Source organism: Pseudomonas sp. OIL-1 (assembly GCF_010669185.1).
Taxonomy (GTDB): Bacteria; Pseudomonadota; Gammaproteobacteria; order Pseudomonadales; family Pseudomonadaceae; genus Halopseudomonas; species Halopseudomonas profundi.
Genome location: NZ_CP048629.1, coordinates 1,939,585 through 1,962,707, shown reverse-complemented (window position 1 = coordinate 1,962,707; position 23,123 = coordinate 1,939,585). Strand labels below are relative to the sequence as shown.

21 protein-coding genes are annotated in these 23,123 nt (G+C 55.9%); all 21 read right to left on the bottom strand.

Annotated features, from left to right (window positions below):
- Positions 1–3 precede the first annotated feature (3 nt).
- The 21 genes from G3M63_RS09180 to G3M63_RS09080 all read right to left on the bottom strand — a co-directional run bounded on the left by G3M63_RS09180 (position 4) and on the right by G3M63_RS09080 (position 23,093).
- The gene (locus tag G3M63_RS09180) at positions 4–999 is read right to left on the bottom strand and encodes an alpha-ketoacid dehydrogenase subunit beta (protein ID WP_150300751.1); all 996 of its coding nucleotides are present in this window, start codon (positions 997–999) and stop codon (positions 4–6) included.
- Positions 996–1,982 carry a thiamine pyrophosphate-dependent dehydrogenase E1 component subunit alpha gene (locus G3M63_RS09175; protein WP_150300750.1) on the bottom strand — a complete coding sequence of 329 codons (987 nt, stop codon included), beginning with the start codon at positions 1,980–1,982 and terminating at the stop codon, positions 996–998. Before G3M63_RS09175 ends, G3M63_RS09180 begins: the two co-directional genes overlap by 4 nt.
- Before the next feature lie 143 nt (positions 1,983–2,125).
- The gene (locus tag G3M63_RS09170; protein WP_150300749.1) at positions 2,126–2,560 is read right to left on the bottom strand and encodes a VOC family protein; all 435 of its coding nucleotides are present in this window, start codon (positions 2,558–2,560) and stop codon (positions 2,126–2,128) included.
- A gap of 112 nt (positions 2,561–2,672) precedes the next feature.
- Positions 2,673–3,995, bottom strand: a complete 1,323-nt coding sequence (locus tag G3M63_RS09165) for an SRPBCC family protein (RefSeq protein ID WP_163982768.1) — start codon at positions 3,993–3,995, stop codon at positions 2,673–2,675.
- Between the two features lie 66 nt (positions 3,996–4,061).
- Positions 4,062–4,592 (bottom strand): nuclear transport factor 2 family protein, encoded by a 531-nt coding sequence (locus G3M63_RS09160; RefSeq protein ID WP_150300747.1) that lies wholly within the window; start codon positions 4,590–4,592, stop codon positions 4,062–4,064.
- Between the two features lie 2 nt (positions 4,593–4,594).
- Complete coding sequence (locus tag G3M63_RS09155) at positions 4,595–5,119, bottom strand: nuclear transport factor 2 family protein (RefSeq protein ID WP_163982767.1); 525 nt, start codon at positions 5,117–5,119, stop codon at positions 4,595–4,597.
- Between the two features lie 83 nt (positions 5,120–5,202).
- A complete protein-coding gene (locus G3M63_RS09150) occupies positions 5,203–6,681 on the bottom strand; it encodes an FAD-binding protein (RefSeq protein WP_163982764.1) in 1,479 nt (492 codons plus the stop codon).
- Positions 6,682–6,732: 51 nt separating this feature from the next.
- On the bottom strand, positions 6,733–7,914 hold the full coding sequence (locus tag G3M63_RS09145; protein ID WP_218573676.1) for an aromatic ring-hydroxylating dioxygenase subunit alpha: 1,182 nt from the start codon (positions 7,912–7,914) through the stop codon (positions 6,733–6,735).
- Between the two features lie 78 nt (positions 7,915–7,992).
- Positions 7,993–8,604, bottom strand: a complete 612-nt coding sequence (locus G3M63_RS09140) for a glutathione S-transferase family protein (RefSeq protein ID WP_163982763.1) — start codon at positions 8,602–8,604, stop codon at positions 7,993–7,995.
- Between the two features lie 29 nt (positions 8,605–8,633).
- Positions 8,634–9,392, bottom strand: a complete 759-nt coding sequence (locus tag G3M63_RS09135) for an SDR family NAD(P)-dependent oxidoreductase (protein WP_163982761.1) — start codon at positions 9,390–9,392, stop codon at positions 8,634–8,636.
- Between the two features lie 33 nt (positions 9,393–9,425).
- The gene (locus G3M63_RS09130; RefSeq protein WP_150300742.1) at positions 9,426–10,199 is read right to left on the bottom strand and encodes a ThuA domain-containing protein; all 774 of its coding nucleotides are present in this window, start codon (positions 10,197–10,199) and stop codon (positions 9,426–9,428) included.
- 79 nt (positions 10,200–10,278) lie between these two features.
- Complete coding sequence (locus tag G3M63_RS09125) at positions 10,279–12,717, bottom strand: RND family transporter (protein WP_150300741.1); 2,439 nt, start codon at positions 12,715–12,717, stop codon at positions 10,279–10,281.
- Positions 12,704–13,945, bottom strand: a complete 1,242-nt coding sequence (locus tag G3M63_RS09120; RefSeq protein WP_218573675.1) for a YCF48-related protein — start codon at positions 13,943–13,945, stop codon at positions 12,704–12,706. Before G3M63_RS09120 ends, G3M63_RS09125 begins: the two co-directional genes overlap by 14 nt.
- Positions 13,946–14,279: 334 nt before the next feature.
- Complete coding sequence (locus G3M63_RS09115; protein WP_150300739.1) at positions 14,280–14,738, bottom strand: SRPBCC family protein; 459 nt, start codon at positions 14,736–14,738, stop codon at positions 14,280–14,282.
- 132 nt (positions 14,739–14,870) lie between these two features.
- Entirely contained in the window at positions 14,871–15,584 is a 714-nt protein-coding gene (locus G3M63_RS09110; RefSeq protein ID WP_150300738.1) for an SDR family oxidoreductase, read from the bottom strand.
- A gap of 65 nt (positions 15,585–15,649) precedes the next feature.
- On the bottom strand, positions 15,650–17,023 hold the full coding sequence (locus G3M63_RS09105; RefSeq protein WP_163982759.1) for a DUF1329 domain-containing protein: 1,374 nt from the start codon (positions 17,021–17,023) through the stop codon (positions 15,650–15,652).
- Positions 17,024–17,088: 65 nt separating this feature from the next.
- Positions 17,089–18,108: an NADP-dependent oxidoreductase gene (locus tag G3M63_RS09100; protein ID WP_163982757.1), complete on the bottom strand. Its 1,020-nt coding sequence runs from the start codon at positions 18,106–18,108 to the stop codon at positions 17,089–17,091.
- Positions 18,109–18,370: 262 nt separating this feature from the next.
- On the bottom strand, positions 18,371–20,032 hold the full coding sequence (locus G3M63_RS09095) for a GMC family oxidoreductase (RefSeq protein WP_163982755.1): 1,662 nt from the start codon (positions 20,030–20,032) through the stop codon (positions 18,371–18,373).
- 10 nt (positions 20,033–20,042) lie between these two features.
- Positions 20,043–20,804, bottom strand: coding sequence for an SDR family NAD(P)-dependent oxidoreductase (locus G3M63_RS09090; protein ID WP_163982753.1), 762 nt, complete (start codon positions 20,802–20,804; stop codon positions 20,043–20,045).
- Positions 20,797–21,879: an NADP-dependent oxidoreductase gene (locus tag G3M63_RS09085; protein WP_163982751.1), complete on the bottom strand. Its 1,083-nt coding sequence runs from the start codon at positions 21,877–21,879 to the stop codon at positions 20,797–20,799. The genes G3M63_RS09090 and G3M63_RS09085 overlap by 8 nt, the downstream gene beginning before the upstream one ends.
- Positions 21,876–23,093 carry a nitrate/nitrite transporter gene (locus tag G3M63_RS09080; RefSeq protein WP_163982749.1) on the bottom strand — a complete coding sequence of 406 codons (1,218 nt, stop codon included), beginning with the start codon at positions 23,091–23,093 and terminating at the stop codon, positions 21,876–21,878. The genes G3M63_RS09085 and G3M63_RS09080 overlap by 4 nt, the downstream gene beginning before the upstream one ends.
- Positions 23,094–23,123: the final 30 nt, after the last annotated feature.

Genomic DNA, 23,123 nt, shown 5'->3' with positions numbered 1-23,123 from the left:
TTTTTATTTAAGGGCTTCAAATACCGCATCAGTAATGCGCTGTTTGGTCGGGATGAAGACATCTTCGAGAGCCTTGGAAAAAGGTACTGGTGAACGTGCCGCGCCTACCCGCCCGACCGGCGCCTTGAGCTGACCGAACAACTCCTTGTGCACACGCGTAGCGATTTCTGCACCTACTCCAAAATCCACCTGGGCTTCATGGGCAACCACCAGGCGTCCGGTTTTGCCTACTGATTCAAGAATGGTATCCATATCCAGCGGGGAAATAGTGCGCAGGTCGATGACCTCGACGGAGATATCCTGCTTCTCCAGCTCCTGGGCCACCTGCATTACCTCAACCATGGTTCTGCTGTAACTGACAATGGTTACATGGCTGCCCTGACGAGCAATACGTGCCTTGCCGAGCGGAATACGCTCGCCTTGCACCGGCGCGTCACCCATGGCGAAATACAACGGCAAACCTTCTATGAACAGGCAAGGATCGTCATCAAAGATGCAGGACAGTAACAGGCCGTAGGCATCTGCCGGGTTTGAGGGAGCGACTACCTTCATGCCGGCAGTATGAGCAAACCAGGCTTCCAGATAGTCGGCATGCTGGCCGCCAGTACCAAAGCCAGCCCCGGTAGTAGTACGAATGGTCAGCGGGACGTTGGTCTGCCCGCCGGTCATGAAGCGCAGCTTGGCTGCATGGTTAACAACCTGGTCCATTGCTACGGTCATGAAGTTCATCAGCATGATTTCGGCTACCGGGCGCATGCCCGCCAGCGCAGCACCCACTGCGGCGCCCATAATCGCCTGTTCGGCAATGGGCGTGGACTTCACTCGGTCAGTGCCAAAGGCCTCGGACAATCCGGCGGTACATTTGAACACGCCGCCACCTTCTCGATCTGCAACATCCTCGCCGAGCGTGACGACATTTTCGTCCAGCGCCATCGCGTCGTGCATTGCCAGGTTGATGGCCTGGGACATATTCACGCGTTTTTTCTTTACTTCACTCATACCCCTACCCCCTCAGCAAATACATCCTTGCCCAACTCCGAAGCGTCGGGATAGGGACTGTTCAAGCCAAACTGAACCGCCTCTTCGAACTGCTCCCGATTGTCGTCTTCAATGGCTTGTAGCTGCTCTTCGGAGGCATGACCCTCGTCGCATAGCCAGCGACGGAACTTAGGCATCGGGTCTGCCGCCACCGCTGCTTCCATAATCTCCTTGGAGATATAATGGCCATCGTCACCAAGCAAATGACCACGGAAGCGAAACGTCTTGGCCTCTAACAGCGTCGGGCCCTGACCGTTGCGCGCGCGCTCTATTGCCTCCCGAGCCGCCGACCACATTTCGACCACGTCATTGCCATTGCATTGAATGCCATGCATGCCATACCCAATCGCGCGATCGACGATACTCTGTGCACCCGTTCCGTATTCGTACTTGGTGTGTTCGGCGTAGCCGTTGTTCTGGCAAACGAAAACGACCGGCAGGTTCCAGACTGAGGCTAGATTGAGAGCTTCATGGAAAGCACCGATATTTGAGGCGCCGTCACCGAAGTTCACCACCGTGACCTGACCGGTCTTTTTCAGCAGCGAAGCCCAGGCAAAACCATTCGCAATCGGCAAGCCGGAGCCGACCACGCCCGTCGTAACTGGCAAACCTGAAGCCATATGAGTGATGTGCATCGGCCCGCCCTTGCCTTTACAGGTCCCGGTGGCCCGCCCCATGAATTCCGCGACGAAAGGCTTTAACGGAATGCCCTTGGCCAACTGATCGTGTATTCCGCGATAGGTGGTTATCACATAATCGTCGGTACGCAGATTGGCTGAAATGGCAGATGGCACCAGCTCCTGCCCGCGAGGTGAGTAGTACGGCGAGGCAATCTGCCCGGCTTTGATCAATTCGATAAATCGGTCATCAGCGGTCTTGATCAGTGTCGCTTTGCGATAGATGTCAAGTAGCGTGGCCGTATCGGGAGACCTGGAATCAGTCATGGTTACCTCGCATGTGTGCCTCTTTTATTGGTTATACCCTGAATGTTTAAAACCGACAGGGTTGTTTTTATTGATTCTAGCCAGCGGCAGGGCAAACATGCAAGCTATTATTCAGCAATAACTCGCATAACCCTTTGCATGCTTTAATCGAGGAATTCGGTAAGCTCGAAAACGTTGCCGTCGGGATCCCGGCCGTATGTAGTCTTGGAATCCCCGAAATCCTGGGGAACGCAGTGAAACGAAGCCCCCAGTGCCTGGAGGCGCTCACAGACTTTATCGATATCGGTAACATCAAAACAGAAGTGAGTGATGCCATGATGGTGAACTGGTCGCAGGTTATCGACTACAGGCGGCACAGGCTGCTCGAATTGAAATAACTCCAGACGCATATCGCCCAGGCGCAGCATAACGGTTCGAGCGGCAGATTCCGGCAACCCCATAATATTGTTAATTGCCTCCTCCCCTGCCTCCCAATCGACCCGCCCTTCTTCAACAAAACCAAAGCCTTCGGAGTAGAACGCAGCCAACCTGTCCAGGCTGGCTGTGGATACAGCTACGTGATGTATGGCGTTAATCATAAAGGTAACGCTCCTGTCGGCTGAGGCGACAGTTCGCACTCACGCCCGCGAACCAAGAATAAGAGAAAGAAGGCGCACTTGATGCACGCCTTCCCGTCAGGTCAGTAGCAGCTCAAACACGGCCGGCAATATAGTCATTGATCACTTCGTGATAACGACGCACTCGCGACTCCTGCCCCGCCAGATAGGCGTCCTCGTAGCCGCGGGAGTGCAGCCCCTGTTGCTGGGCGATGGCCACACTCAGGTCCTGGTCTGCAACGAACCCCATGGATTTTTCCCCATGCATGAATACCTCATGAGCGGCAGCCTCCATCGGCCACATGCCAAGCGGCGTGACCGCCTCCTTCTCGCCCTTGGCCGGACGCACGAAATACCAATGATCAAACAGACATTTCTCGGGATCGGTCGGGTGCGGCTGCGGGCGCAGAATCTGGTAACTCTCGGCCGCCATGGTGAAAGACATATTGGGGAACAAGGTGTAGTGGTAATAATCCGATAGCTGATCGTCCGTCAGGTTTGCGTATTGGGCATAACCACGCTCTTCACCCAGTGCCCGTTTCTGCTTCTGCAGCGCAGGCCTGACCTCATGAACCCGCCCCTCGAATTCCTGAGGATCCAGCCCCCACCCGCGCATGATGTCGTCCAGCGGCGCCTGAACCTTTTTGGATTTGCCCCCACCGGATGGCAAGGAGCCCTTCATCAACATGCGGCTATGGCCGTTGTTGAATATCTGGAAAGTCGTGTTCTGATAATCATCATCAATGTGCGTTGCCAGCTCCTTGTGCAACGCCTTCACGTGATAGGCTTCGTTGAAATTGTCCTGAATCACCTTCCAGTTACAGTTCACTTCACAGGTAAGGTGCATGACACGGACCATTTTGTCCATTTCATAAGCTTCGAGCTGATCGGCGACGATGCCCAGCGATTCACGCAAGGGCTTGGCCTCGCGATCCATATTGAACCAGACCAGGCCCCCAAAGGTTTCACAGCAAAGCTCCTTGAGATTGAGTTTGCCGACCGGATTTCCCTGCGGGAAATCTTCCGAGTCCTTGGCAATCAACAAGTCGCCGTTGAGGCCATAACACCAGCTGTGGTATCCACAAACCAGGCGGCGTACCTTGGTCTCTTCACACTCGACCATGCGGTTGCCGCGATGCTGACATACGTTATAGAACGCTCGGATACGGCCCTCGTCGTCACGCACCATCAAAATTGATTCGCGACCAATTTCATGTGTGACCACGCATCCAGCATCGGGAAACTGCGCTTCGACCGCACCCACCTGCCAGGTGCGCGTCCACATGTGGTCCCATTCCTGCTGCATGAACTCCTTGCTGTAATATCTATCACCGGAGATCGGGTCGCCGCGTAGAATTTCTTTTCCATCAACCAATGCCTGACGAGTACGTTCAGCCAACGATAAAGACGCATTCATATCCATAGACTCCTTCCCAGCCTCAGCCATAACAGGTTGAGAGACCGGATTATTGTTGTTTTCTGATCAAAGCGGTCGAATCAGACCATGCTGATAGACCGGGTCACTCTCATCACGCTGACCCTGAAGCTGGTATTGCTCGAACTCGCCGTCTGACCGCTGACTGAACGCCCACGAAGCGTTCCAGTCGAGCACCAGATCCCGGGAAAAGATTCGCCAGATCCCATCGCGCTTCTCCCATACATCGAGGTAGCGCATATTATCCGGACAATTGATCAGGCTGCCGTCTGGCAAGCGCACGGCAGCGTTGCCAAGCATGTAACTCTCTGCTCTGGCCCGGTCACCCTCCAGCTCCAAGCCCACATTGGTAAAGCGATGCCAGCCCATCACCAGATTTTCCTTGATGAAGGGTATGTTCTGCTCGCAGAAATCCCAGGCATTGCCCTCGAAAACGCCAAAATCGACAACGCCATCGGCGTGGAACACGGACTTGAGCAGCTCCAGATCGCAGCGGTCCACCGCCTGTATGTACCGGGTCATCTGATCATTGATCGCCTGACGATCAACTATCGCAAGTATTCTCTCGGCCGGCTCCATGATCAACCTCCGAACAATGCGTAAACGGGGTCACTCTGACTGCGCTCACCGCGTAGACGGAACTGGGCAAACAATCCTTCGTCCAGCACCGCGGTGGTAGGAAGGTTCATATTCCAGTCATGCACGAAGCTGCGCTTGGCAATCTTCCAAGCGCCCTGCTCCTTACGATACTGGTCAAGGAAACGGCCACCGATAAGGCGATCTTCCTTCTTGCCATCCTTGATGAGAGTGCTGATGTTGATGACGTATACTTCGCCTCGAGCGCTATTCCCATCAATCTCGAAGTACTCATTGGAAATAGAAGAGAAGGTGCGCTCCAGCGTATTGTCGGGCGAGGTGCTTTCCACCACAAAAGCTTTGGCGTCGCCCTGATGCTTGCCCCAGTCCACCTCAGCATCCTCAGTCCACAATGACACCATCAGGCAACGATCCATTCGATCAAAAGCCCGGGCGACTTGCGCATTGAGTTGGTGAAGCGCCTGTTTGGCCTCTACCTCGAGAAGTGCCGGATCGGCATACTGGGTCATGGTGCCTCCATACCTGATTATTTGATTTATATTGGTAGCCGGGATACCCGTTAAGGCCTGGATCCGGTGATAAACAAACCATACTACCCGTGCTTAAAACAAGTCAAACTGTTTTTTATTTGTCCGTAGCGATGTTGGGCCCGCTCATTGCGCGCGGCCTGAGTCCCCGCTATCCGTCCAAAAAACGAACCAGGCCCAAGACTCATGCCGCTCGCGTAGCTTTTACCTGTCCTGGGAATGTGCACAGCGCAGGCGCCAGCCGAATAAAATCCGGGAATGGGATAGCCAGACGGATCAAGAACCTGAGACTGGGCGTTGGTCTTCAAACCGCCGAGGGTCATATAAAGATAGATGGATTTGTTGAAGGAGATATCGAACGCCGCATAGGGCCCTTGATCGAGGGGTTTCAGCCACTCCGCTGCTTTGAACAGATCAGGATCTGCTTCCTCCGCTGCGTATTGATTGTAGCGCGCCATGGTTGCTTGCAGCGCCCCGACCGGCATATCCAGCCCAGTCTCCATTTCTTCAATGGTGTCCCAGCCGTCGACAAGCTGGTGCTGGGCCGAGGTGATCTCGGGATAGGCAAAAACCTCAGCATCGACGATCAGGTAAGCAGTCTGATCCGGCTGCTCCATGACCAAGGATGCAGTACGACCGTGATAGGAATCTTCGGCGACAAAACGCTTGCCTAGCTTGTTGACCAGAATGCCTTTGATCAATTGCCCCGGGGGATAGATGGAGCCCGTTGCTATCACCCCGTCCATGGCGGCGGTCGCGGCGCCAATCTTCTGCCCCATAATGATGCCAGAGCCGTCCGTGGACGGAATACCTAGAGGCTCAGCCGTCTCGCTCATCAAGGGTACGTTTGCACAAACCATTTCGCGGTTCATGGCGAAACCACCCGTGGCCATGATCAACCCGCGGCGAGCGCCGATACGGAGCGTCTCTCCATTTCGCCTGGCTTCGACCCCTACGACTCGGCCTTGCTCATCACGGATCACCGATTGCACCTGGCAGTCGTATTCGGCGTTGATACCCAGATCCTCGCAACGCTTGAGGATGGCTTTCATTGCCTCGGCACCTGCATTTTCGCCTATCCCTGCGACCTTGTGTCCGCGAGGCGCCGGGCGCGCTATCAGTTTGTAGGGCCAGACTTTCTCGTTACCGGTACTGAAAAGACATTCGCTGGTATTGAGAAATACAGCTTTCTCCTTGTGTTCACTTCGCTCAAAGGGGACGCCCAGAGTCTCCAGCCAGTTGAAGTGTTCAAGGCTATTGTCACAGAACAGCCTGATTGCTTCGGGATCCTCGGCTTCTGTTGAGGCCATCAAGAACTTGTACATTTCTTCAGCGGTATCGTCATAACCAAAAGCTTTTTGTACCGGCGTACCGCCACCCAGATAGAAAATGCCTGATGACATGGCGCTTGACCCACCTCCCCCGCTGGCACGCTCCAGTACCAATACTTCAGCACCGGCTTGCTTCGCTTCGATAGCCGCGCAGGCGCCCGCAATACCGTATCCAACCACCACGACATCCGCTTCGATATTCCAATTCATCATGTTCTCGCTTTCATGGCATATGCTCTTTCAGATCGCCCTTGCTGCGACGCATTAGAGCTGTGGCGGTTGTCGTTGCGGATCGTCATTCAAGTAATAATCCAGCCAGCGATGGAAATACTGGTTACCCCGTTCATTCCGGCCAAAGGTCACGTTCTCGAATGCACCGGATGCCATGCCCCCTTGCACTTTAAGCCCCAGGTCATAGTCCTCTGTCTGAACCACCTCCTGCAGCCAGTCCATCATCTCTTCAAGCTTCTGAGTCTCTTCGGCAGTTTCCGGTTTATGCCGATGGATATAATGCAAGATGGTCGTGTTCTCACCCACCGTCGGACCGGGGATAAGCTGCGCGACCTGGGTTATTTCAGGCGCGACAAATATCGACGTGTTAGGGAAAATGGTCCGCACAAAGTCATAGCCATCGTTCTCATGCTTGTATCGTTCGTTCTCCGGAACCTCTTTCAGTTTTTCGATATTGCGCTGGGGAAAGGCAATCAACAGGTGTGGCCCGTAACCGCGAAAATCCATGATATTGGAGTAGGTACGCTGATTGATGGTTTTAGGATGCGCTGCCGCGAAATGATAGCCTTCAAGGTATCCGTCATAGGCGACCTTCCAATTCGCGCCGTGAATCACCCTTTGACCGCAATAATGCCAATCGGCAAACCCAAGATTCTCGATATCTTCGATCATGCCCCCAAGAAAATCTTTGAAATCCACCTCCAGACCTGGGGTCAGCACGGCAAAAATAAGCCCGCCGCTTTCATACACAGGTAACTGGGTGAGGCTCATCGCCGCCTTGTCGACTTCGCCATAGGTCTCTTCGCCATAGACCCGCTTCAAAGCGCCATCGTTTCCATAAAGCCAGGCGTGATAGGGGCAGACGAATTTGTCGCACTTGCCTTCACCTTCTGCCACCTGCATGCCGCGGTGTGCACAGGCGTTGAGCATGGCGCGCACTGAACCATCTTTGAGGCGGGTAAGCAGGAGCGGCACACCAAGCATGTTCTTGGTCTTATAGGAACCGGGGTCAGGAAGCTCCCCAGATAGCCCAACGAGTATCGGCAAGCGCTTGAAAACGGTTTCTATTTCCTGTTTCCAGCGCACCGGATCTGAGTAACTGCTGCTCGGAACCGCCATCTTCTGATCAGCCATATCGGTAGTGCGCTGCGCCACGTGTTCCAACAGCCGAGCGGCGATCAGGTTGTATTCCTGCTGCTTGTCTGGATTGCTCACTGGTTCTTTCCTCTTCAAGCGCTTTTGTTATTAGAAGTAAGGTCTATTGGGCCATTAGCGAGTTCTTGAACAAAAATACTAGTCGGTGCCAATACACCGCTTCCTCATTCGAGCCAACCAGGCATGAAGATGCGGGCAGTCTTCGGGTATGGGCTGGCCGACCTGCTCGCCAAAATCTGCGAAACATAACAATAGGAGGTCTACTACCGTGCAGCGTGAACCACATATGAACTCGTTATGCTTGCTGTGCGCTTCAAACCACCTCCAGCCCTCCCCGGCCGCGCGTTTGAATCCCTCCGCTGCATCCGGGTAGCATGGAACCCGATTCTTGAAAAGTTCGAACCCCTCGGCTCCCCGGAAACCTGCCGTAAGCGGCTGAACGATCATCTGATCGGCCCTGCGCCACCACATACGGGTATGGGCGCGCTCCTTCTCGCTAGTACCGATCAATGCCGGTGAAGGAATGAGTTCTTCCAGGTACTCGCAGATAGCGGTCGTTTCGGCAATCTGCGACCCATCATCCAGTTCAATCGCTGGCGTCGTACCCGTGGGATTGACCGCCAGATAGGCAGGTTGCCGGTTTTCACCAGCGATGATATCCACCTCAACAAGAGACAGGCGTACACCTTTCTCGGCTGCAAACAACCGAATCAAGCGGGGATTAGGACCTATAGAATTATAGAGCTTCATGAATGCACTCCTGTCTCAAGCTCACGTGGTCAGAACTGCACCCGCTTGGTATAACCGCCATCGATCACCACATTGGTTCCTGTGATGTAAGACGCTGCCGGGCTGGAAAGGAAAACCACTGTTCCAGCCACGTCTTTTGGCTCGCCGAACCGACCGAGTGACATTTGCGACAGAGTCTGGTCATACAGCTCCGGCATTGCCTCTTTGATTGCTGACCAGTTACCACCTGGGTACTCAATCGGCCCGGGAGATACCATGTTTACCCGGATCTTCTTTTCTCCCCAGGCCTGCGACAGTTGCTTGCCATAGGTAATGATGGCGGCCTTGATGGCGTTGAATGCCTGCGGGATCATGAAAGTCTCGATCGCTGCGGTACTGGACATCAGTATGACCGACCCCTCACCGCTAGCGCTCAGATGCTCTTCCAGGGTTTCACAGCCAATCACTGCGCCCATCATGTCCAGCCGGAAGGTCATATCCCAATCGGTGGTGCCCTGAGCTCCGGAAGAACTCGCGTTATGGATGAAGATATCGCACCCGCCCAACCGCTCTGCCGCTGAGATCAGCCAGTTCTTATAGGCTTCGCTATCGTTCATGTCCAACGCATCACCGAACACCTTGACCCCGTGCGATTCAAGCACTTTCACCGTCTCGGCGACACGGGCGGCATCCCTGGAGAAGAAGGCCATATCACAGCCTTCAGCTGCATACATTTCCAGAGCAGCGCGCCCGAGACCACGGCTCCCACCATTGATGATGACTTTCTTTCCACGTAGACCTAGTTCCATGACATTCTCCTAATGATTACGCTGTTTTAACAATCAGCATTTACGCTCAACCGCCGGTTCACTGGCCCAGGCCAGCCCTCGACGAAGCAGTTCATAAAAAACAGGGGACTTCCACGAGCATCTATCCACATCGGGCCAATAGTCCATCAGTGGCCTGAGATCGTAATGCCCGCGGCAATGGCCCAGTGTCAGATAGAGAACAGCACCCTTTCCCAAGGGCCTGCGATACAACACAGGATGCCGCTCAGGAAGCCATTGATCGCGTACAAAGCCCGGCGTTTCGCCTTCAAACTTGATATCAAGCAGGACATCAATGTCAGCGCATTGGTCGACCAGATATTGCTCGTCGACAACTTCGAAGTCTTCGATTCCTTCTACCAGCGGATCCTCCGGCTTGGCCACTCGCACAGTAAACGGGCCAATTGGCGGGTGAGAAGCGAACTGGCTTCCTAGCGTTTCCATAAAGTGATTGGCCCAGTCAGGGGTATCGACCAGACCATTGTCCAGGAAACGCAGGATGGAATTGGTGCCGTGCAGTGCATACCAACGCCCGCCTTGCTCAAGCCAGCTGCGCAATGCCTGTTGCTGATCCAGGCTGGGTATAACTTCGCACGTATAAGTAACCAGAAAGTCCGCATTCGTTATCGCTTCAATATTTGAGTAATCTTCAAATACCCGGACCCTGATTCGTTCATTTTCAGCAAGCAGCTTCAGGAGTTCCAGGCGCGCAAAGTCGATATCGTGATACTTCCCTGCAGCGACGAAAACACAGTTGATGCTGTCTGCGTGATTAGTATGTGTATTCATGGCGTCCTATCTTGTTTCTGCTGGTGAACAACCTGCTCCTTGGGGAGCAGGTGTCGGAATCAACCGTTTCTTATCACCGTTAAACTGGATGGGTTTCCATAGCATTTTCGCCTGGCTTGGTTTCGTCGACGCGTACGGGAGCCGAAGTTGCGCCTTGTAGAAGGAAGTGCGATAGGGCCGGCACGAGGATTAGCGCGCTGATCATGTTCAGCGAGAACATGAACGTCAGAAGTATCCCCATGTCCGCCTGGAACTTGATAGGGGACCATGCCCAGGTGACGACACCCGCTGCCAATGTGACCCCGACCAGCGCGACTACCTTGCCCGTCGTCGCCAAGGCCTTCCGGTAAGCGTCGGCAACCGAATATCCCATACGCTGGAAGGCAAGCTGAGTGCTCAACAGATAAATTGCATAATCAACGCCGATCCCCACACCCAGGGCCACGACAGGCAGCGTTGCCACCTTCACACCGATACCCAGGAAAACCATCAGCGTTTCGGCAAGCATGGACGTAAGAATCAGCGGCACGAGGGCAACGATCACAGCCCGCCAGCTTCTGAAGGTAATCAGACACAACAGTGCTACTGCGGCATAGACGTAGAACAACATCTTGCGGTTGGCTTCTCTGACCACGATGTTGGTCGCGGCGTCAACGCCGGAGTTACCCGCTGCCAGCAGGAACTGATGGTCTTCCGTGCTATTTTCTTCGGCAAATTCACTTGCAGCCGCCACAACTCGATCAAGGGTATCGGCTTTATGGTCAGCAAGATAAGCCAGTACCGGCGTCATGTTGCAACGCGTGTTCAGGAATTCCGAGTTCCAGGAAACAGCGTTACCGATCTGTGCGTCGATGAGCCCCTGGTTGTCGCTGACCGTGGCCCACTTCGGATTACCTTCGAACATGCCTGCCGTGTAATTACGCACGGTATCAGCCAGGGAAGCGGTACGCTGAACACCCGGAACCTGTGCCAGCTTCCATGACAGACGATCCACTTGCGTCAGGGTTTCGAAGCTGCGACAACCGTCGTCGGGCGTCTTGACCATGACGGCAAACACGTCGCTGGAAATGCCGTAGTGCGATGTAATGTAGGCATTATCCATGTTGTAACGCGAATCGGGACGCAGTTCAGGTGCCCCCGCGTCCAGATCGCCAACCTCCAGCTTGGACGACATGTAGACGCCCCAGGACAACAGGATGGCGGCTACAACCACTGCGCCAGTAGCCCAACTCCGATGAGTAAATAACGCCAATCCGCGCCAGAGTGCGCCGGGTCGGCGCTGTTCGACTGCCAAGCTACGCTGCGCCGCTTTCGGGCTTACACCGATATAGGAGAGCAGAACCGGGATAAGGATGAGGTTGGTAAAGATCAGAACGCCAACACCAATGCTGGCGGTCATCGCCAGGTCACGGATCACCGGAATATCGATGATCATCAACACCGCAAAGCCCACCACATCCGCCAGAAGCGCGGTCAAGCCAGGTAGAAACAGACGGCGGAAGGTGAATCTGGCAGCCACCTCCTTATGCGTGCCTCGTCCGATGTCCTGCATGATGCCGTTCATCTTCTGCGCACCATGACTGACCCCGATGGCTACCACCAGAAATGGCACCAGCATCGAAAAGGGATCCAGCTCATAGCCAAGCAGAGTCACCGCACCCAGTTGCCAGACGACAGCCACGACAGAGCAAGAAAGTACCAGGAGCGAACTGCGCAGGCAGCGGGTATAGCTATAGATAATCACTACCGCAATGATTGCCGCAATCAGGAAAAACAGCATGACGAGCTTGAGCCCATCGATCAGATCGCCGGTGAGCTTTGCAAAGCCGATGATATAGATATTGACGTCATGCTCGGGACTGTTGATGTACTTCTGACGAATGTCTTCGATGGAATCAGCCAGCACCTTATAGTCGATCGGATTGCCTTCAGAATCCTGCCCCATCAAAGGCACAATAATCATGCTGGAGCGATAGTCATTGGCTACCAGGCTTCCCACTACATCTGCTCGACCGATATTGATGCGCAGATTACGAATACTTTCTGGCCCACCGTCATAATCGTTCGGCAGAACGGGACCCCCGGTGAACCCCTCCTCGGTGACCTCGGTCCAACGAACCACCGGGGTGAAAATCGACTTCATCCACGGACGATCCACCCCGGGAAGAATAAAGATTTCATCATTGATACTTGCCAGGGTATCCAGGTAGCTAGCATTGAATATACCGCCCTCCTCTGCTTCTACCACGACCCTGATAGAGTCGCCGAAACCACGCAGCTCTTCCCGATTTTCGAGATAGTTCTGCACGTACTCATGGCTTTGCGGCAACGTCTTTTCGTAGCTTGCGCTAACCTTGAGATCCTTGAGGTGATATCCAAAAAACAGGGTAAGAATCAGGCAGAACAGCATTAACAGAACACGGTGATTGAAAACCAGTCGCTCAATCACCCCACCTGAGTTCTTATCGAAATCCTCAACACGGGTCACGGCGTCGGAATTGTTTTTATTGGGTGACATGGCGAAGCTCCAGGTTCATGGCTAAGTCGTCTGATTCAAGCAAAGACACGCTGGACTCCCCGGGGGAACTGTCTTGCGCCATCACTGCGAGGTTCTGCACACCTTCCGCGCCGACAAGTGCGAGATGGTTGCTAGAAATCTGAGCCAACCCATAGAAAGGCATGGATTCGATAATGGCCTGGGGGGCGAAGCTGTCACCTCCATCGCGACTGACCAGAAGCTCTCCGGCGAGATTGACCAGCGCGACACCTCCATTGCCAAAAATAACCCCGTCGGTAATACCCGCTTCAGAGGTGATTTCGAGACGGGTCCAGCTTTCGCCCTGATCTGTGCTCTTGAATGCGCTTCCCCGCATGCCGAAGACGATCAGCTCATTGGTCCCGATGGCAGCACCAAACAGAGTCCCATCGTAAGGCGTTTCAACCGACACAAACTGCTGCTGGCCTTCATCCAGGCGCCAGACCATCCCCTGTTCTCCGGTGATGTATAGACCGTCTTTCCCCGAGTTGATGGAATAGAAATGCAATTCGTACGGGTTGTCTATTCGATGCGCCCAAGGCTGCCAGGTGTTACCGCCATCCACTGTCTTCAATAAACGATTGAAAATACCTACGACGTAACCCACTTGATCGCTTTCAAAATATACGTCCATCAGCGATTGCGTACCGCCGAACTCGATCAGCAACTCTTCTCGCGCCACAAACATCTCAGCGTCCGGATCGGCTTCGGCCTGCCGCGAGTAGTAATCGAGAACGAGCTTCGAAGCCTGATGACCATCCAGCTGCAAAATCCAATTCATACCACCATCTTCAGTTTTCAGTACCACACCGCCATGCCCTACTGCCCAGCCACGCTCGGCACTGGCAAAAGAGACTGCAACGAGATCGCTACTGACTGGAACATTGGCCTGCGTCCAGCTGACGCCAGAATCGTCAGACACCAGAATGTGGCCCCGCTGCCCTACCGCAACCAGCCGCCCATCACCGGCCTTGGTAACTGCGGTAAGCGGACTCTTGGTTGCTTTCACGCTCTTTATTGCAGGTGTCGACAGAGGGCTTTCAAAAGCAAAGCTTGAAAGACTCATTAGAAAAATGGCCAGCAACAAGCAGCACCGCAACCAGACAGCGACGCCCGTTTTCTGAAGGGAGCAGAGGGAGAAAGCACTGGCTCGGGTGGCCGGGCGTTCCAGACCCGAGGAAAGCATGGATAGCAGCTCGCGACTCATCATTAGGGACCCTGTTTATTTTTGTTGTGCGATTATTAAAAAACCAACCTGACGGTTTTTAATAAAGTACTAGCTCTTAGATATCCGTGCAAGCCCTGATCATCCAATCAGTCGCCTCATGAATGCAATGGGAACCATGGACGAAATCTGGTGACGCAGGCGAAATGTAGCAGCGGTTCCCCGGTTCGACGTACAGTGCTGAAAACCGAACCCGAATGTATTCCAGATCACCATTGGCCAGTCCAGCACTCGTCGCGACCTTTGGATGGGCGCGCATACAACCTGGTTTCGGTGAAACGTCCTCCTCCTTCAATCAGGTGTCACGAGCAATGCTGGCTCAACCCGCCTCCTGCAAACGCCGGCAGGTTTGATTCAACCCTTTGAACATAAGAGCATAGGCGGCACGCAGAAAGGCTTCAGCCTCTTCGGCATGGCCTGGCTTGGCAGTAAATTCACCGCGGTAATTGAGGCGACAACGGTTACCGGGCAAAACGTCTATCCAGCCATTCGCCTGGTAATAAAGCAAACCAGCGGGACGATCCCCCACGATAGAGAGCTTGTAGTTAAGGCTATCCGGGTCCAGATAATCCAGGCGCTCGCTAACCGCTAACGGAAAGCCCTGGTTGTAAATATGACGGATCTGACCGATACCCTCCCCTTCGATCTCAACCCGTTCAATCATTACGGTCTCGTCGTCGGTGGGCCACCAGCCCTCGATGTTTGCGAAGTCAGCCAGCAACGCCCAGACCATGGCGGCGGGCGCGTCTAGATCGTGATGTGTTTCTACCTGCTGCATGAAATTCTCCGTGAGTGAAAAAAAGCAAAGCAAAATGGATAATCGATGTCGTGGACCCGTTCGGACCCGTCTGATGCCCGACATGGAGCAACTATCCCCCCACGTCGCGGCACATAGCTTTTATGTGTCGGCTCAGGCCGGGCCGCCTACCATCGAGCCAGCGTTGTCGATGACGAACTGTGCACCCGATACATGTTTTGATTCCTCCGAGGCGAGAAACAGAACCATCTGCGCGACGTCCTCAGGCTTGCCCATACCGCTGGCGTCTTCGATCACGGTGAGCGCCAAAGGCGTGGCGATTGGTCCAGGCAACACAGCGTTGCACCGGATTGGGTATCCCTTCTGTCGACAATGCACGGCTACAGTATGGGTCAGTGCCAGCACGGCGCCCTTGGCTGCCGCATAGGACGGCACCAGAGGATAGCCGCGAATAGCCGTTAACGAAGACATGTTGACAATCGAGCCGCCTCGCTCACGCATGGCCTCGATCGCGTAGCGGCAACCAAGAAAAGTACCGTCGTTATGCACCGCATTCGTTCGCTGATAGAGCTCCAACGAAGTAGACTCAATGTCCGCGACCTGTACAGTACCGGCGTTATTCACCAGAACATCCAACCCGCCATAGTGTTCTGTAATGGCGTGCATCACTCGCTTCCAGTCGCTCTCGGAGGTCACGTCGTGGTGCAGAAACAGACCATGCAAGGTATCCGCCAGTATCTGGCCAGGCTCGTCGTCGATGTCGGTTATTATTACTCGGGCGCCCTCAGCGGCAAACAGTTCGGCATCAGCACGCCCCAGCCCAGAGGCGCCGCCTGTAATCAACACAACCCTATCTTTCATACGCATAAGAACCTCATCTTCAAAGGTATTGCATGAAAGGGCGAAGCGCCCGTAAGCGCCTCGCCCGGCATTCAGCGAACTCCGCTGCCTGCCATGGATTGCGGATTGAAATGGGCATCGGGCCGACCGTCGGTAATGACCCAGCCAGTACCCATGGTGGGATTTTGCGAGCGGTGATAGGCACCGCTAGAGAGATCGTAGGTCACGGTTTCGTCAGTGGCGTGGCCGGTAGCTTCATAGAAAGTGATCGGCAAGTTGTGCGTTACCCGATACACGCTGCCCGTGGCGTCATAGTTGTCGCTGATGCCAGTGCCATAAAGATCCTCGTCGAGATAAAGCATACGCCGTGGGTAGATGTGACGGTTCCCTTCCTTGAGAGTGGCCTCCACAACCCAAACGCGATGTGTTTCCCAACGCATGCAGTCGGGGTTGAGGTGGTTGGGCGTTTCGGCAACCTCGTCCGGGCAGATGTTGCGGTCATGCAGCTTGTAGGTGTTATAGGGAATGAACATCTCCTTCTTGCCCTTGAGCTCGAAGTTGTAGCGATCCAGCGCGCCATAGAAGATGGCCATCTCGTCGACTACGGCCACTCCCGCCCCGGTGGGGCTGGGGGTATCGTATGCAATATCGGGAGCCAGCTTCACGCGGCGCTGACCAGGCAAGTACTGCCAGGCCCGCCGGCCGGTATCAACCATGTCAATGGAGTCGCGCACAACGATCTTCTCGCCGTTCTTGCGCGCCGGATCGTGGAAGTCGTTGCGGATCATCTCGTAAACATCTGATTCACCGATCGGCTCGGTACGCTCGGGATCGAAGATAGGGTACTGGATTTCCATGCTGGCAACGCCGGTCACATTCCGGCGACCGCTGGAGTCCACCACACTGCCGGTAAACAGCGGCGTTTCGAAGGAGAACTGATCGAACTTCAACAAGCGGTTCCACATCACTTCGTTGCCGGTCTTCGGGAAGGGAAACGGCGTGCCGCCATAACAACCCGAAAGGCCCAGTTCATCGTTGACCGTCTTGCACTCAGTCAGGTTCTTTTGAGCATTTTCCAGATAGTAATCCGGATACGCGGCCGAGCGGTGGGTAGGGTAAATGTCCATGCGAAAGGAGGGATACTTGCGCAGCATTTCTTTCATGCCTTCGCTCAGCTGGTCAGCGTACTCATCCATGTTGTCGGCGCTAACCGAAAACAACGGTTCTTCCTCCGCGAAGGGATCGGGGCGGTAGCCTGGTTTCTCCGGATCGTAGGTAGATGGCGGAGAGATTGAGCCGGTATATGCCGGGATGCTGCCGTCAGCATTGGCTTGCTTCTCCGCCCCCCAAGGGGTGAACTTGGTGCCGATCTGGTCAATCTCTTCCTGGGTAGCCGCGGCTTGGGCGGAGAGCGCAAAGCTCCCCGAAATAACGATAGCGGTGACGCTGCGCGCAAGACATTTCATTGGTTAAACTCCACTCTTGTTGTTGTATTCACGGGACTATCCGCGTGTGCTTCAGACTTGAAAGATCAGGACGCAACCCTGATCATCAACTTGCCCTCATTGCGACCTTCGAACAGCAAATTGAAAGCATCCAGGGTGCTTTCCAACCCGTCGATGATCTGCTCTTTGAAATGCAGTCGCCCCTCTCCGACCCACTCACGCATTTGCGCAATGCCCTGGGGAAACTGATCGAGATAATCGGAAACCAGGTAGCCTTCGATCGTCGCGCTGCGTGCCAGGATCTGCCAGAAGTTATAGGGCCCCGGTACCGGTTCGGCGGTGTTGTAGCTGGAAATGGCGCCACAAAAAACGATGCGAGCATCCTTGTTCAGGTTCAGCAGCGTAGCGTCGAGTATTTCACCGCCAACATTGTCGAAGTACACGTCCACACCCTCGGGGCAGGCCCGGCCAATCGAGGCCACCATATCGGGATCCGTGCGGTAATTGATCGCCGCATCGAAACCCAGCTCCTCGACAATCCAGCTACATTTTTCATCGCTACCGGCGATGCCAACCGCACGGCAACCCTTAATCTTGGCGATCTGCCCCACCAGTGAGCCCACCGCTCCGGCCGCGGCACTGACCAGCACGGTTTCACCCGGTTTTGGCTTACCGACTTCCAGCAAACCAAAATAGGGCGTCAAACCAACCGCTCCGTAGATGCTGAGGTAGTAGTGCTCCTCGTCGCCAGGCTGCAGCTCCACCGGAGAAAAGTAACCAGCGTCAGCGACCGAGTACTCTTCCCAACCGCCGACACCTACTGCAATTTGGCCAGGCCGGAAACTGGGGGAGCGGCTTTCCACCACCTCGCCAATCACAGTGCTGCGTACCGGGTCGCCGATGCGAATGGGTGGCAGATAGCTGGGCCGTTCCGACATCCAGTCCCGGATCGCCGGATCGATGGAAAAGAAGTGGTTGCGCACCATGATTTGTCCGTCAGCGAGGTCGCCAAGCGGCTGTTCGCGCAGGACTACATCCTCATGCGTTGCGATTCCCTGAGGACGGCGCTCAAGGATCAGTCGCCGCTGGGTAGTGGGTTGAGACATGACAAATTTCTCTTGTTATTGTAATGAATGAGGCTCGGACACTGGATACCGGGCCATCGCTCTGGCTGACGACGGATCCACTCGAGCACGGTCTCGTCGCGATATTGTTCTGAAGCCGCATGAGCTTCAGACGTTAATTAAAAACCAACAGGACCGTTTTTAATTAACCTATACCTGTATTGCGGTTCCTTCAAGTATCTTTCTTGTTATTCCATATTTATCGGCAGACAAACGGTGCCTATGCCGTTCCTATCCAGCCCTGCTAGCCAACTGAAGCCGACGCCGCCTGCGGTTGGTTGCTGTGCTGCTGCGCCGTCGCTTGCCCGAGAATGAGGTCCGCTGCGCGCCAACCCAGCGCCATGGCCGGCCCGTTGGTGTTGGCCGAAACCAGGTCCGGCATTACTGAACAGTCTGCAGCCCGCAGCCCCTGGACACCGCGGACGCGCAGTTGCTCGTCTACAGCGGACCCAGGATCCCGCCCCATGCGGCAGCTTCCCACGGCATGGGTGCCACACAACGAGGCGGTGCGAAAGTAATGCAGGATCTCTTCATCAGACTGGCACTGCGCGCCTGGCACCAGCTCTTCGCCGACGTATTTCGACAGTGCCGGCTGGCGCATGTAGCGACGCATATAATGCACCAGCGCAACTGCGGCCCGACGGTCCACTTCGGTGGACAGCCAGTTCGGCGCGATCGCCAGAGGTGCATCAGGATCGGCGGACTGAATCAAGACCGTTCCCTCACTTTCAAGATTCAGCAGTTGTCCGTAGATGGTGATGCCGGGCTTGTCCTCGACTCCGTCCGGCACCGGGAAGTTGTCTTCGCTGCGGGGATAGGTAAAGGCGCTGAGATACAACTGTGCATCGGGCCGCGCCAGGTTGGGCTGAGTACGGAAGAAGGCGCCGACCTCGAAGGGTCCGGTCGCCATCGGCCCCCTGTGGGTGGTGTAGTACTGAAGCAGGCTCCCAGCCAGGCCGACGCCTTGGAAGCGGTGGTTCAACCCCTTCGTCTCCAGCAGACGATACGGCAGCAGGAATCCCAGATGATCGCGGAGATGCTGACCAACGGCACGATTGGTCGCCACCGTGGTGATACCTAGGGGGCCGAGATGATCGGGATCCCCGATACCTGACAGCTGCAGAATTTTAGGCGTCAGGATAGTCCCGGCGCAGAGAATAACCTCACCACGGCAAGCGAACTCGCGTGGCTGTCCGCTCACCTTTGCCCGCACGCCCGAGGCTCGCGAGCCCTCGAACAGCACCTGCTCAACCTTCGCGCCTGTCTGCACCAGCAAATTCTTGCGTGACAGCACTGGATGCAGAAAGGCGGTGGCGGCGCTGACCCGACGGCCATCCTTGATCGTGTGGCTGTAGTAGCCAACCCCTTCCTGGCTCTCGCGATTGAAGTCTTCTACTCGCGGCAACCCCATCTGCTCTCCAGCACTCACCATGGCTTCGCTGGCCGCATACCGGAATTTTCCCGTACTGATATGTACTGGCCCACCCGCGCCGCGCAACTCGTCAGCGCCCAGCTCATGGTCCTCGATGGCCCGAAAAGCTTCTTTCATGGCCGTCCAGCCCCATTCCGGCCCGGCCTTTTGCTCCCAGCGCTGATAATCCTCAGGCTGGCCGCGCACGTAAATCATGCCATTGATGGAACTGGAGCCGCCGATCACCTTGCCGCGCACCCACATTTCGGCAGATTCGGTGTCGGGAAAGCGCGACTGCTGCACAGGAAAATGCCAAGCGTGCCTGGGGTCGCTTACCAGTTTGGCGATGCCCTTGGGCATCTTGATCAGTGGGCTTTTGTCCCAATCACCAGCCTCCAGAAGCAACACTCGCTTCGATGGATCCGTCGACAATCGGTTGGCCAGTACACAACCGGTGGAGCCGGCTCCCACAATGATGTAGTCGTAAGTGTTCATGATCGTGTCCCTAAAAGGGGCTCATGCCGCCGTCGGCGGTGTAGAGAGAGCCAGTGACGTATGAAGCCTGCGGCGAGAGCAGGAAGGCGATCACACTAGCGATCTCCTCCGGCTCGGCATAACGGCCCAGCGGAGTGGCTGCCCGATTGGCCGCCTCAGTGGCTGCAGCGTTGCCAGAGTCGCGTTCGATGCGCCGCATCATCTCGGTATTGATCGCCCCCGGCAGTACGGCATTGACCCGCACGCCAACGCCGGCGGCTTCCGCTGCTGCTGTGCGGGTCAGGCCAATAACGGCGTGTTTGGACATGACGTAGGCGCCGTGGGTTGGCGCACCCATGACTCCAGCCAGGGACGACAAATTAACGATTGCCCCACTGCCCTGCTGACGCATCACCTGCAATACGTGTTTAAGACCCAGAAAAACACCGCGAACATTCACCGCGTAAACTCGGTCGAGCACCTCTACCGATTGCTCCTCGATCAGCGCGGGAGCGCCCTCAATACCGGCGTTATTGGCAAAGCCATCGATTTTCCCGAAACGCTCGAGCGTCGCAGCGACATAGCGTTTCACCTCCTCCTCGCGGGACACATCCGCGGCGACCAGGAGCGTGCGAGCCGGGTCCAGCTCTGCGCTCATTGCGGCCTTTTCCAGGTCGGCCTGCTCCAGATCCACCAGTACAATCCGATGCCCCAACCCGTACAAGTGCCGTACCAGGGCCAGACCTATCCCTCCAGCTGCGCCGGTTATCACCGTTACAGGAGCATCAGACATGAGCGGGTTCTTGCGCGGCAGCCCGAATTTCGTCAATCGTCGGTGCCGGCTCCGAGGCGTCCCGCACCATGACCATCAACTTCCCCTTGTTGGCACCGGTGAACAGACGGGAAAATGCATCCAGGGTATTTTCCAGTCCTTCGACAATATCCTCGACAAACACCAGGCGGCCGTCAGCAATCCAACCGCTCATTTCCTCGATGCCTTCGCCAAACCGATCCTTGAACTCAGGAGAAATAAAGCCCCGCACAGTGAGACTGCGAGCAAGTACCTGCCAGTAGTTGAACGGCCCAGGCACAGGCTGCTCGGTATTGTATTGAGCGATAGCGCCACAAAACACGACCCGACCGAAGGTGTTCATGTTCAGCAAGGCAGCGTCGAGAATCTCGCCGCCGACGTTATCGAAATAGCTGTCGACACCGTCCGGACAGGCTTCTGCAATCGCGGTGGTCAGGTCTCCGCAGTTTTTGTAATTGATCGCGCAGTCGTAACCCAGCTCCTCCACGATCCAGCGGCATTTCTCGTCGCTTCCGACCAGACCCACGGTACGACAGCCCTTGATCCGTGCGATCTGGCCAGCAAGAGAACCCACTGCGCCTGCTGCGGCACTGACTAACATCGTCTCCCCAGCCTTTGGTTTGCCAATATCCAGTACACCAAAGTAAGGCGTCAGACCCACCGCACTGAACACGCTCAAATAATGACTGAGCGGAAAACGCGGATCTGGCTCAATGCGATCCAGCTGTTCGCCATCGGTCAGACTGAAGTCCTCCCACCCATTGGCCGCAAGCCCGACGACAATATCCCCGATCTGGAAATCCGGGTGACAGCTTTCTACCACCCGGCCCAGGGTCGAACTGCGTACCGGCTCACCCAGGACGATCGGCGGCATATAGCTGGGTTTTTCGCTCATCCAGCCTCGGATTGCCGGATCCATCGACAAGTACAGGTTCTGCAGCAAAACCTGGCCCTGGCCAGGCCGGCGCAGGGGAGAACTGCGCAGACGGACATTATTTTCGCTGGGCACGCCCTCTGGGCGAGACTCCAGACAGAGCTGGCGATTGAGTAGCGTCATGGGGTAGTCCTTTTATTATTGAGTGGAAGACTTTGGTTTGCGAGGTCGTCGCGAAGCGAGAAGGGCCCGCCTGTGACCGGAACAGCCGCGCGCGCCCGCGGCAATAGCAACAGACAGGTAGCCCAGATGGTGACGACGAGTGATAACAGATAGCTCCACTGCCCCCAAGCCAGTACGGCCAGGAACAGCGGCGCTGCAACGGTGGCACCGAGGCCGGTGATCTGCCCGACGAGCCCTACCGCAGCGCCCGACATGCTCGGATCCGGCAATACGCGTGGTAGCAACGAGTAGGTCATGGCGATGAACCCACCCATGGCTACCTGTTGAGCGATAGCCCCGGCCAGCGCCACTGGCAGAACGCCCCATGGCACATAGAACGCGGTGCCACCGCACACCGCAATGGCCACAATAAGCGCGCCGACGGTGCGCCCCGCCGCGCCTCGCGCAAGCAGCATGCCGGTCACCACGCTTCCGGCAATGCCGGACAGGCTCGCCACGGCCATAATCTGCGCACTCAGGGCCGGCGACACTCCATGCACCTGATTGAGATACAGCGCACCGATAACATTGGTGCCAACCCCCGCAAGGGACGCCAGGCTAAGACCGAAGCCAAAACGCAAGACGCTGCCATTACGCAGAACCACGCGGAAATTACCGGCAACCGGCGTCATGCGGATAACTGGGAGCAGCAGGCTGGCCAGACTGAAAAGCATCAGCGCCACACCGTAAATCAGAAAACCGCTCTGCCAGCGCTCGCCACCAGCAAAAAAGGAAACCAGCACTGCGCCAACCGCGAAGCCTACCGGTGCAACTGTTGACCATAGCGTCAACGCCTGCACCTGTTGCCGCCCCGAGGTCATCATCATGAGCAGGCTTTGGCCCGCCGTGAGCAGCGCCACAAGCGCCAGCCCCTGCAGTAACAACGCGCCACGGAACAGAGCAAAGTGCGCGGTCCAGGCGTTGACCAGAGCACCGAACGCCATCAACACCGCGCCGATGGCCAGCAATCGCCGCGGCCCGAGCCGGCCGATCAGCCAGCCCATCAGTACTCCAGCGAACGCCAGTGGCAGAAGCTGACCGGCAAGCGCGATGCCGACCCCCTGACTATTCACTGCGAAGTGCCGCTGAATGTCGCTGACCAGCGGTCCCATCATCCCCAGGGGCGAAGTCGCCGCCAGGCCGAACAGATACACCAGGATAATTTTCAACCACATGCTGCGCATGCTCAGGCCCTCACCAAGATT

Bases quoted from the DNA above. Each gene is read 5' to 3' on its own strand.
- G3M63_RS09170 (WP_150300749.1), bottom strand. From the start codon at position 2,560: ATGATTAACGCCATACATCACGTAGCTGTATCCACAGCCAGCCTGGAC.
- G3M63_RS09150 (WP_163982764.1), bottom strand. From the start codon at position 6,681: ATGATGAATTGGAATATCGAAGCGGATGTCGTGGTGGTTGGATACGGT.
- G3M63_RS09160 (WP_150300747.1), bottom strand. From the start codon at position 4,592: ATGGAGCCGGCCGAGAGAATACTTGCGATAGTTGATCGTCAGGCGATC.
- G3M63_RS09180 (WP_150300751.1), bottom strand. From the start codon at position 999: ATGAGTGAAGTAAAGAAAAAACGCGTGAATATGTCCCAGGCCATCAAC.
- G3M63_RS09130 (WP_150300742.1), bottom strand. From the start codon at position 10,199: ATGAATACACATACTAATCACGCAGACAGCATCAACTGTGTTTTCGTC.
- G3M63_RS09175 (WP_150300750.1), bottom strand. From the start codon at position 1,982: ATGACTGATTCCAGGTCTCCCGATACGGCCACGCTACTTGACATCTAT.
- G3M63_RS09100 (WP_163982757.1), bottom strand. From the start codon at position 18,108: ATGTCTCAACCCACTACCCAGCGGCGACTGATCCTTGAGCGCCGTCCT.
- G3M63_RS09110 (WP_150300738.1), bottom strand. From the start codon at position 15,584: ATGCGTATGAAAGATAGGGTTGTGTTGATTACAGGCGGCGCCTCTGGG.
- G3M63_RS09115 (WP_150300739.1), bottom strand. From the start codon at position 14,738: ATGCAGCAGGTAGAAACACATCACGATCTAGACGCGCCCGCCGCCATG.
- G3M63_RS09165 (WP_163982768.1), bottom strand. From the start codon at position 3,995: ATGAATGCGTCTTTATCGTTGGCTGAACGTACTCGTCAGGCATTGGTT.
- G3M63_RS09135 (WP_163982761.1), bottom strand. From the start codon at position 9,392: ATGGAACTAGGTCTACGTGGAAAGAAAGTCATCATCAATGGTGGGAGC.
- G3M63_RS09125 (WP_150300741.1), bottom strand. From the start codon at position 12,717: ATGTCACCCAATAAAAACAATTCCGACGCCGTGACCCGTGTTGAGGAT.
- G3M63_RS09140 (WP_163982763.1), bottom strand. From the start codon at position 8,604: ATGAAGCTCTATAATTCTATAGGTCCTAATCCCCGCTTGATTCGGTTG.
- G3M63_RS09105 (WP_163982759.1), bottom strand. From the start codon at position 17,023: ATGAAATGTCTTGCGCGCAGCGTCACCGCTATCGTTATTTCGGGGAGC.
- G3M63_RS09120 (WP_218573675.1), bottom strand. From the start codon at position 13,945: ATGATGAGTCGCGAGCTGCTATCCATGCTTTCCTCGGGTCTGGAACGC.
- G3M63_RS09155 (WP_163982767.1), bottom strand. From the start codon at position 5,119: ATGACCCAGTATGCCGATCCGGCACTTCTCGAGGTAGAGGCCAAACAG.
- G3M63_RS09085 (WP_163982751.1), bottom strand. From the start codon at position 21,879: ATGACGCTACTCAATCGCCAGCTCTGTCTGGAGTCTCGCCCAGAGGGC.
- G3M63_RS09090 (WP_163982753.1), bottom strand. From the start codon at position 20,804: ATGTCTGATGCTCCTGTAACGGTGATAACCGGCGCAGCTGGAGGGATA.
- G3M63_RS09080 (WP_163982749.1), bottom strand. From the start codon at position 23,093: ATGTGGTTGAAAATTATCCTGGTGTATCTGTTCGGCCTGGCGGCGACT.
- G3M63_RS09095 (WP_163982755.1), bottom strand. From the start codon at position 20,032: ATGAACACTTACGACTACATCATTGTGGGAGCCGGCTCCACCGGTTGT.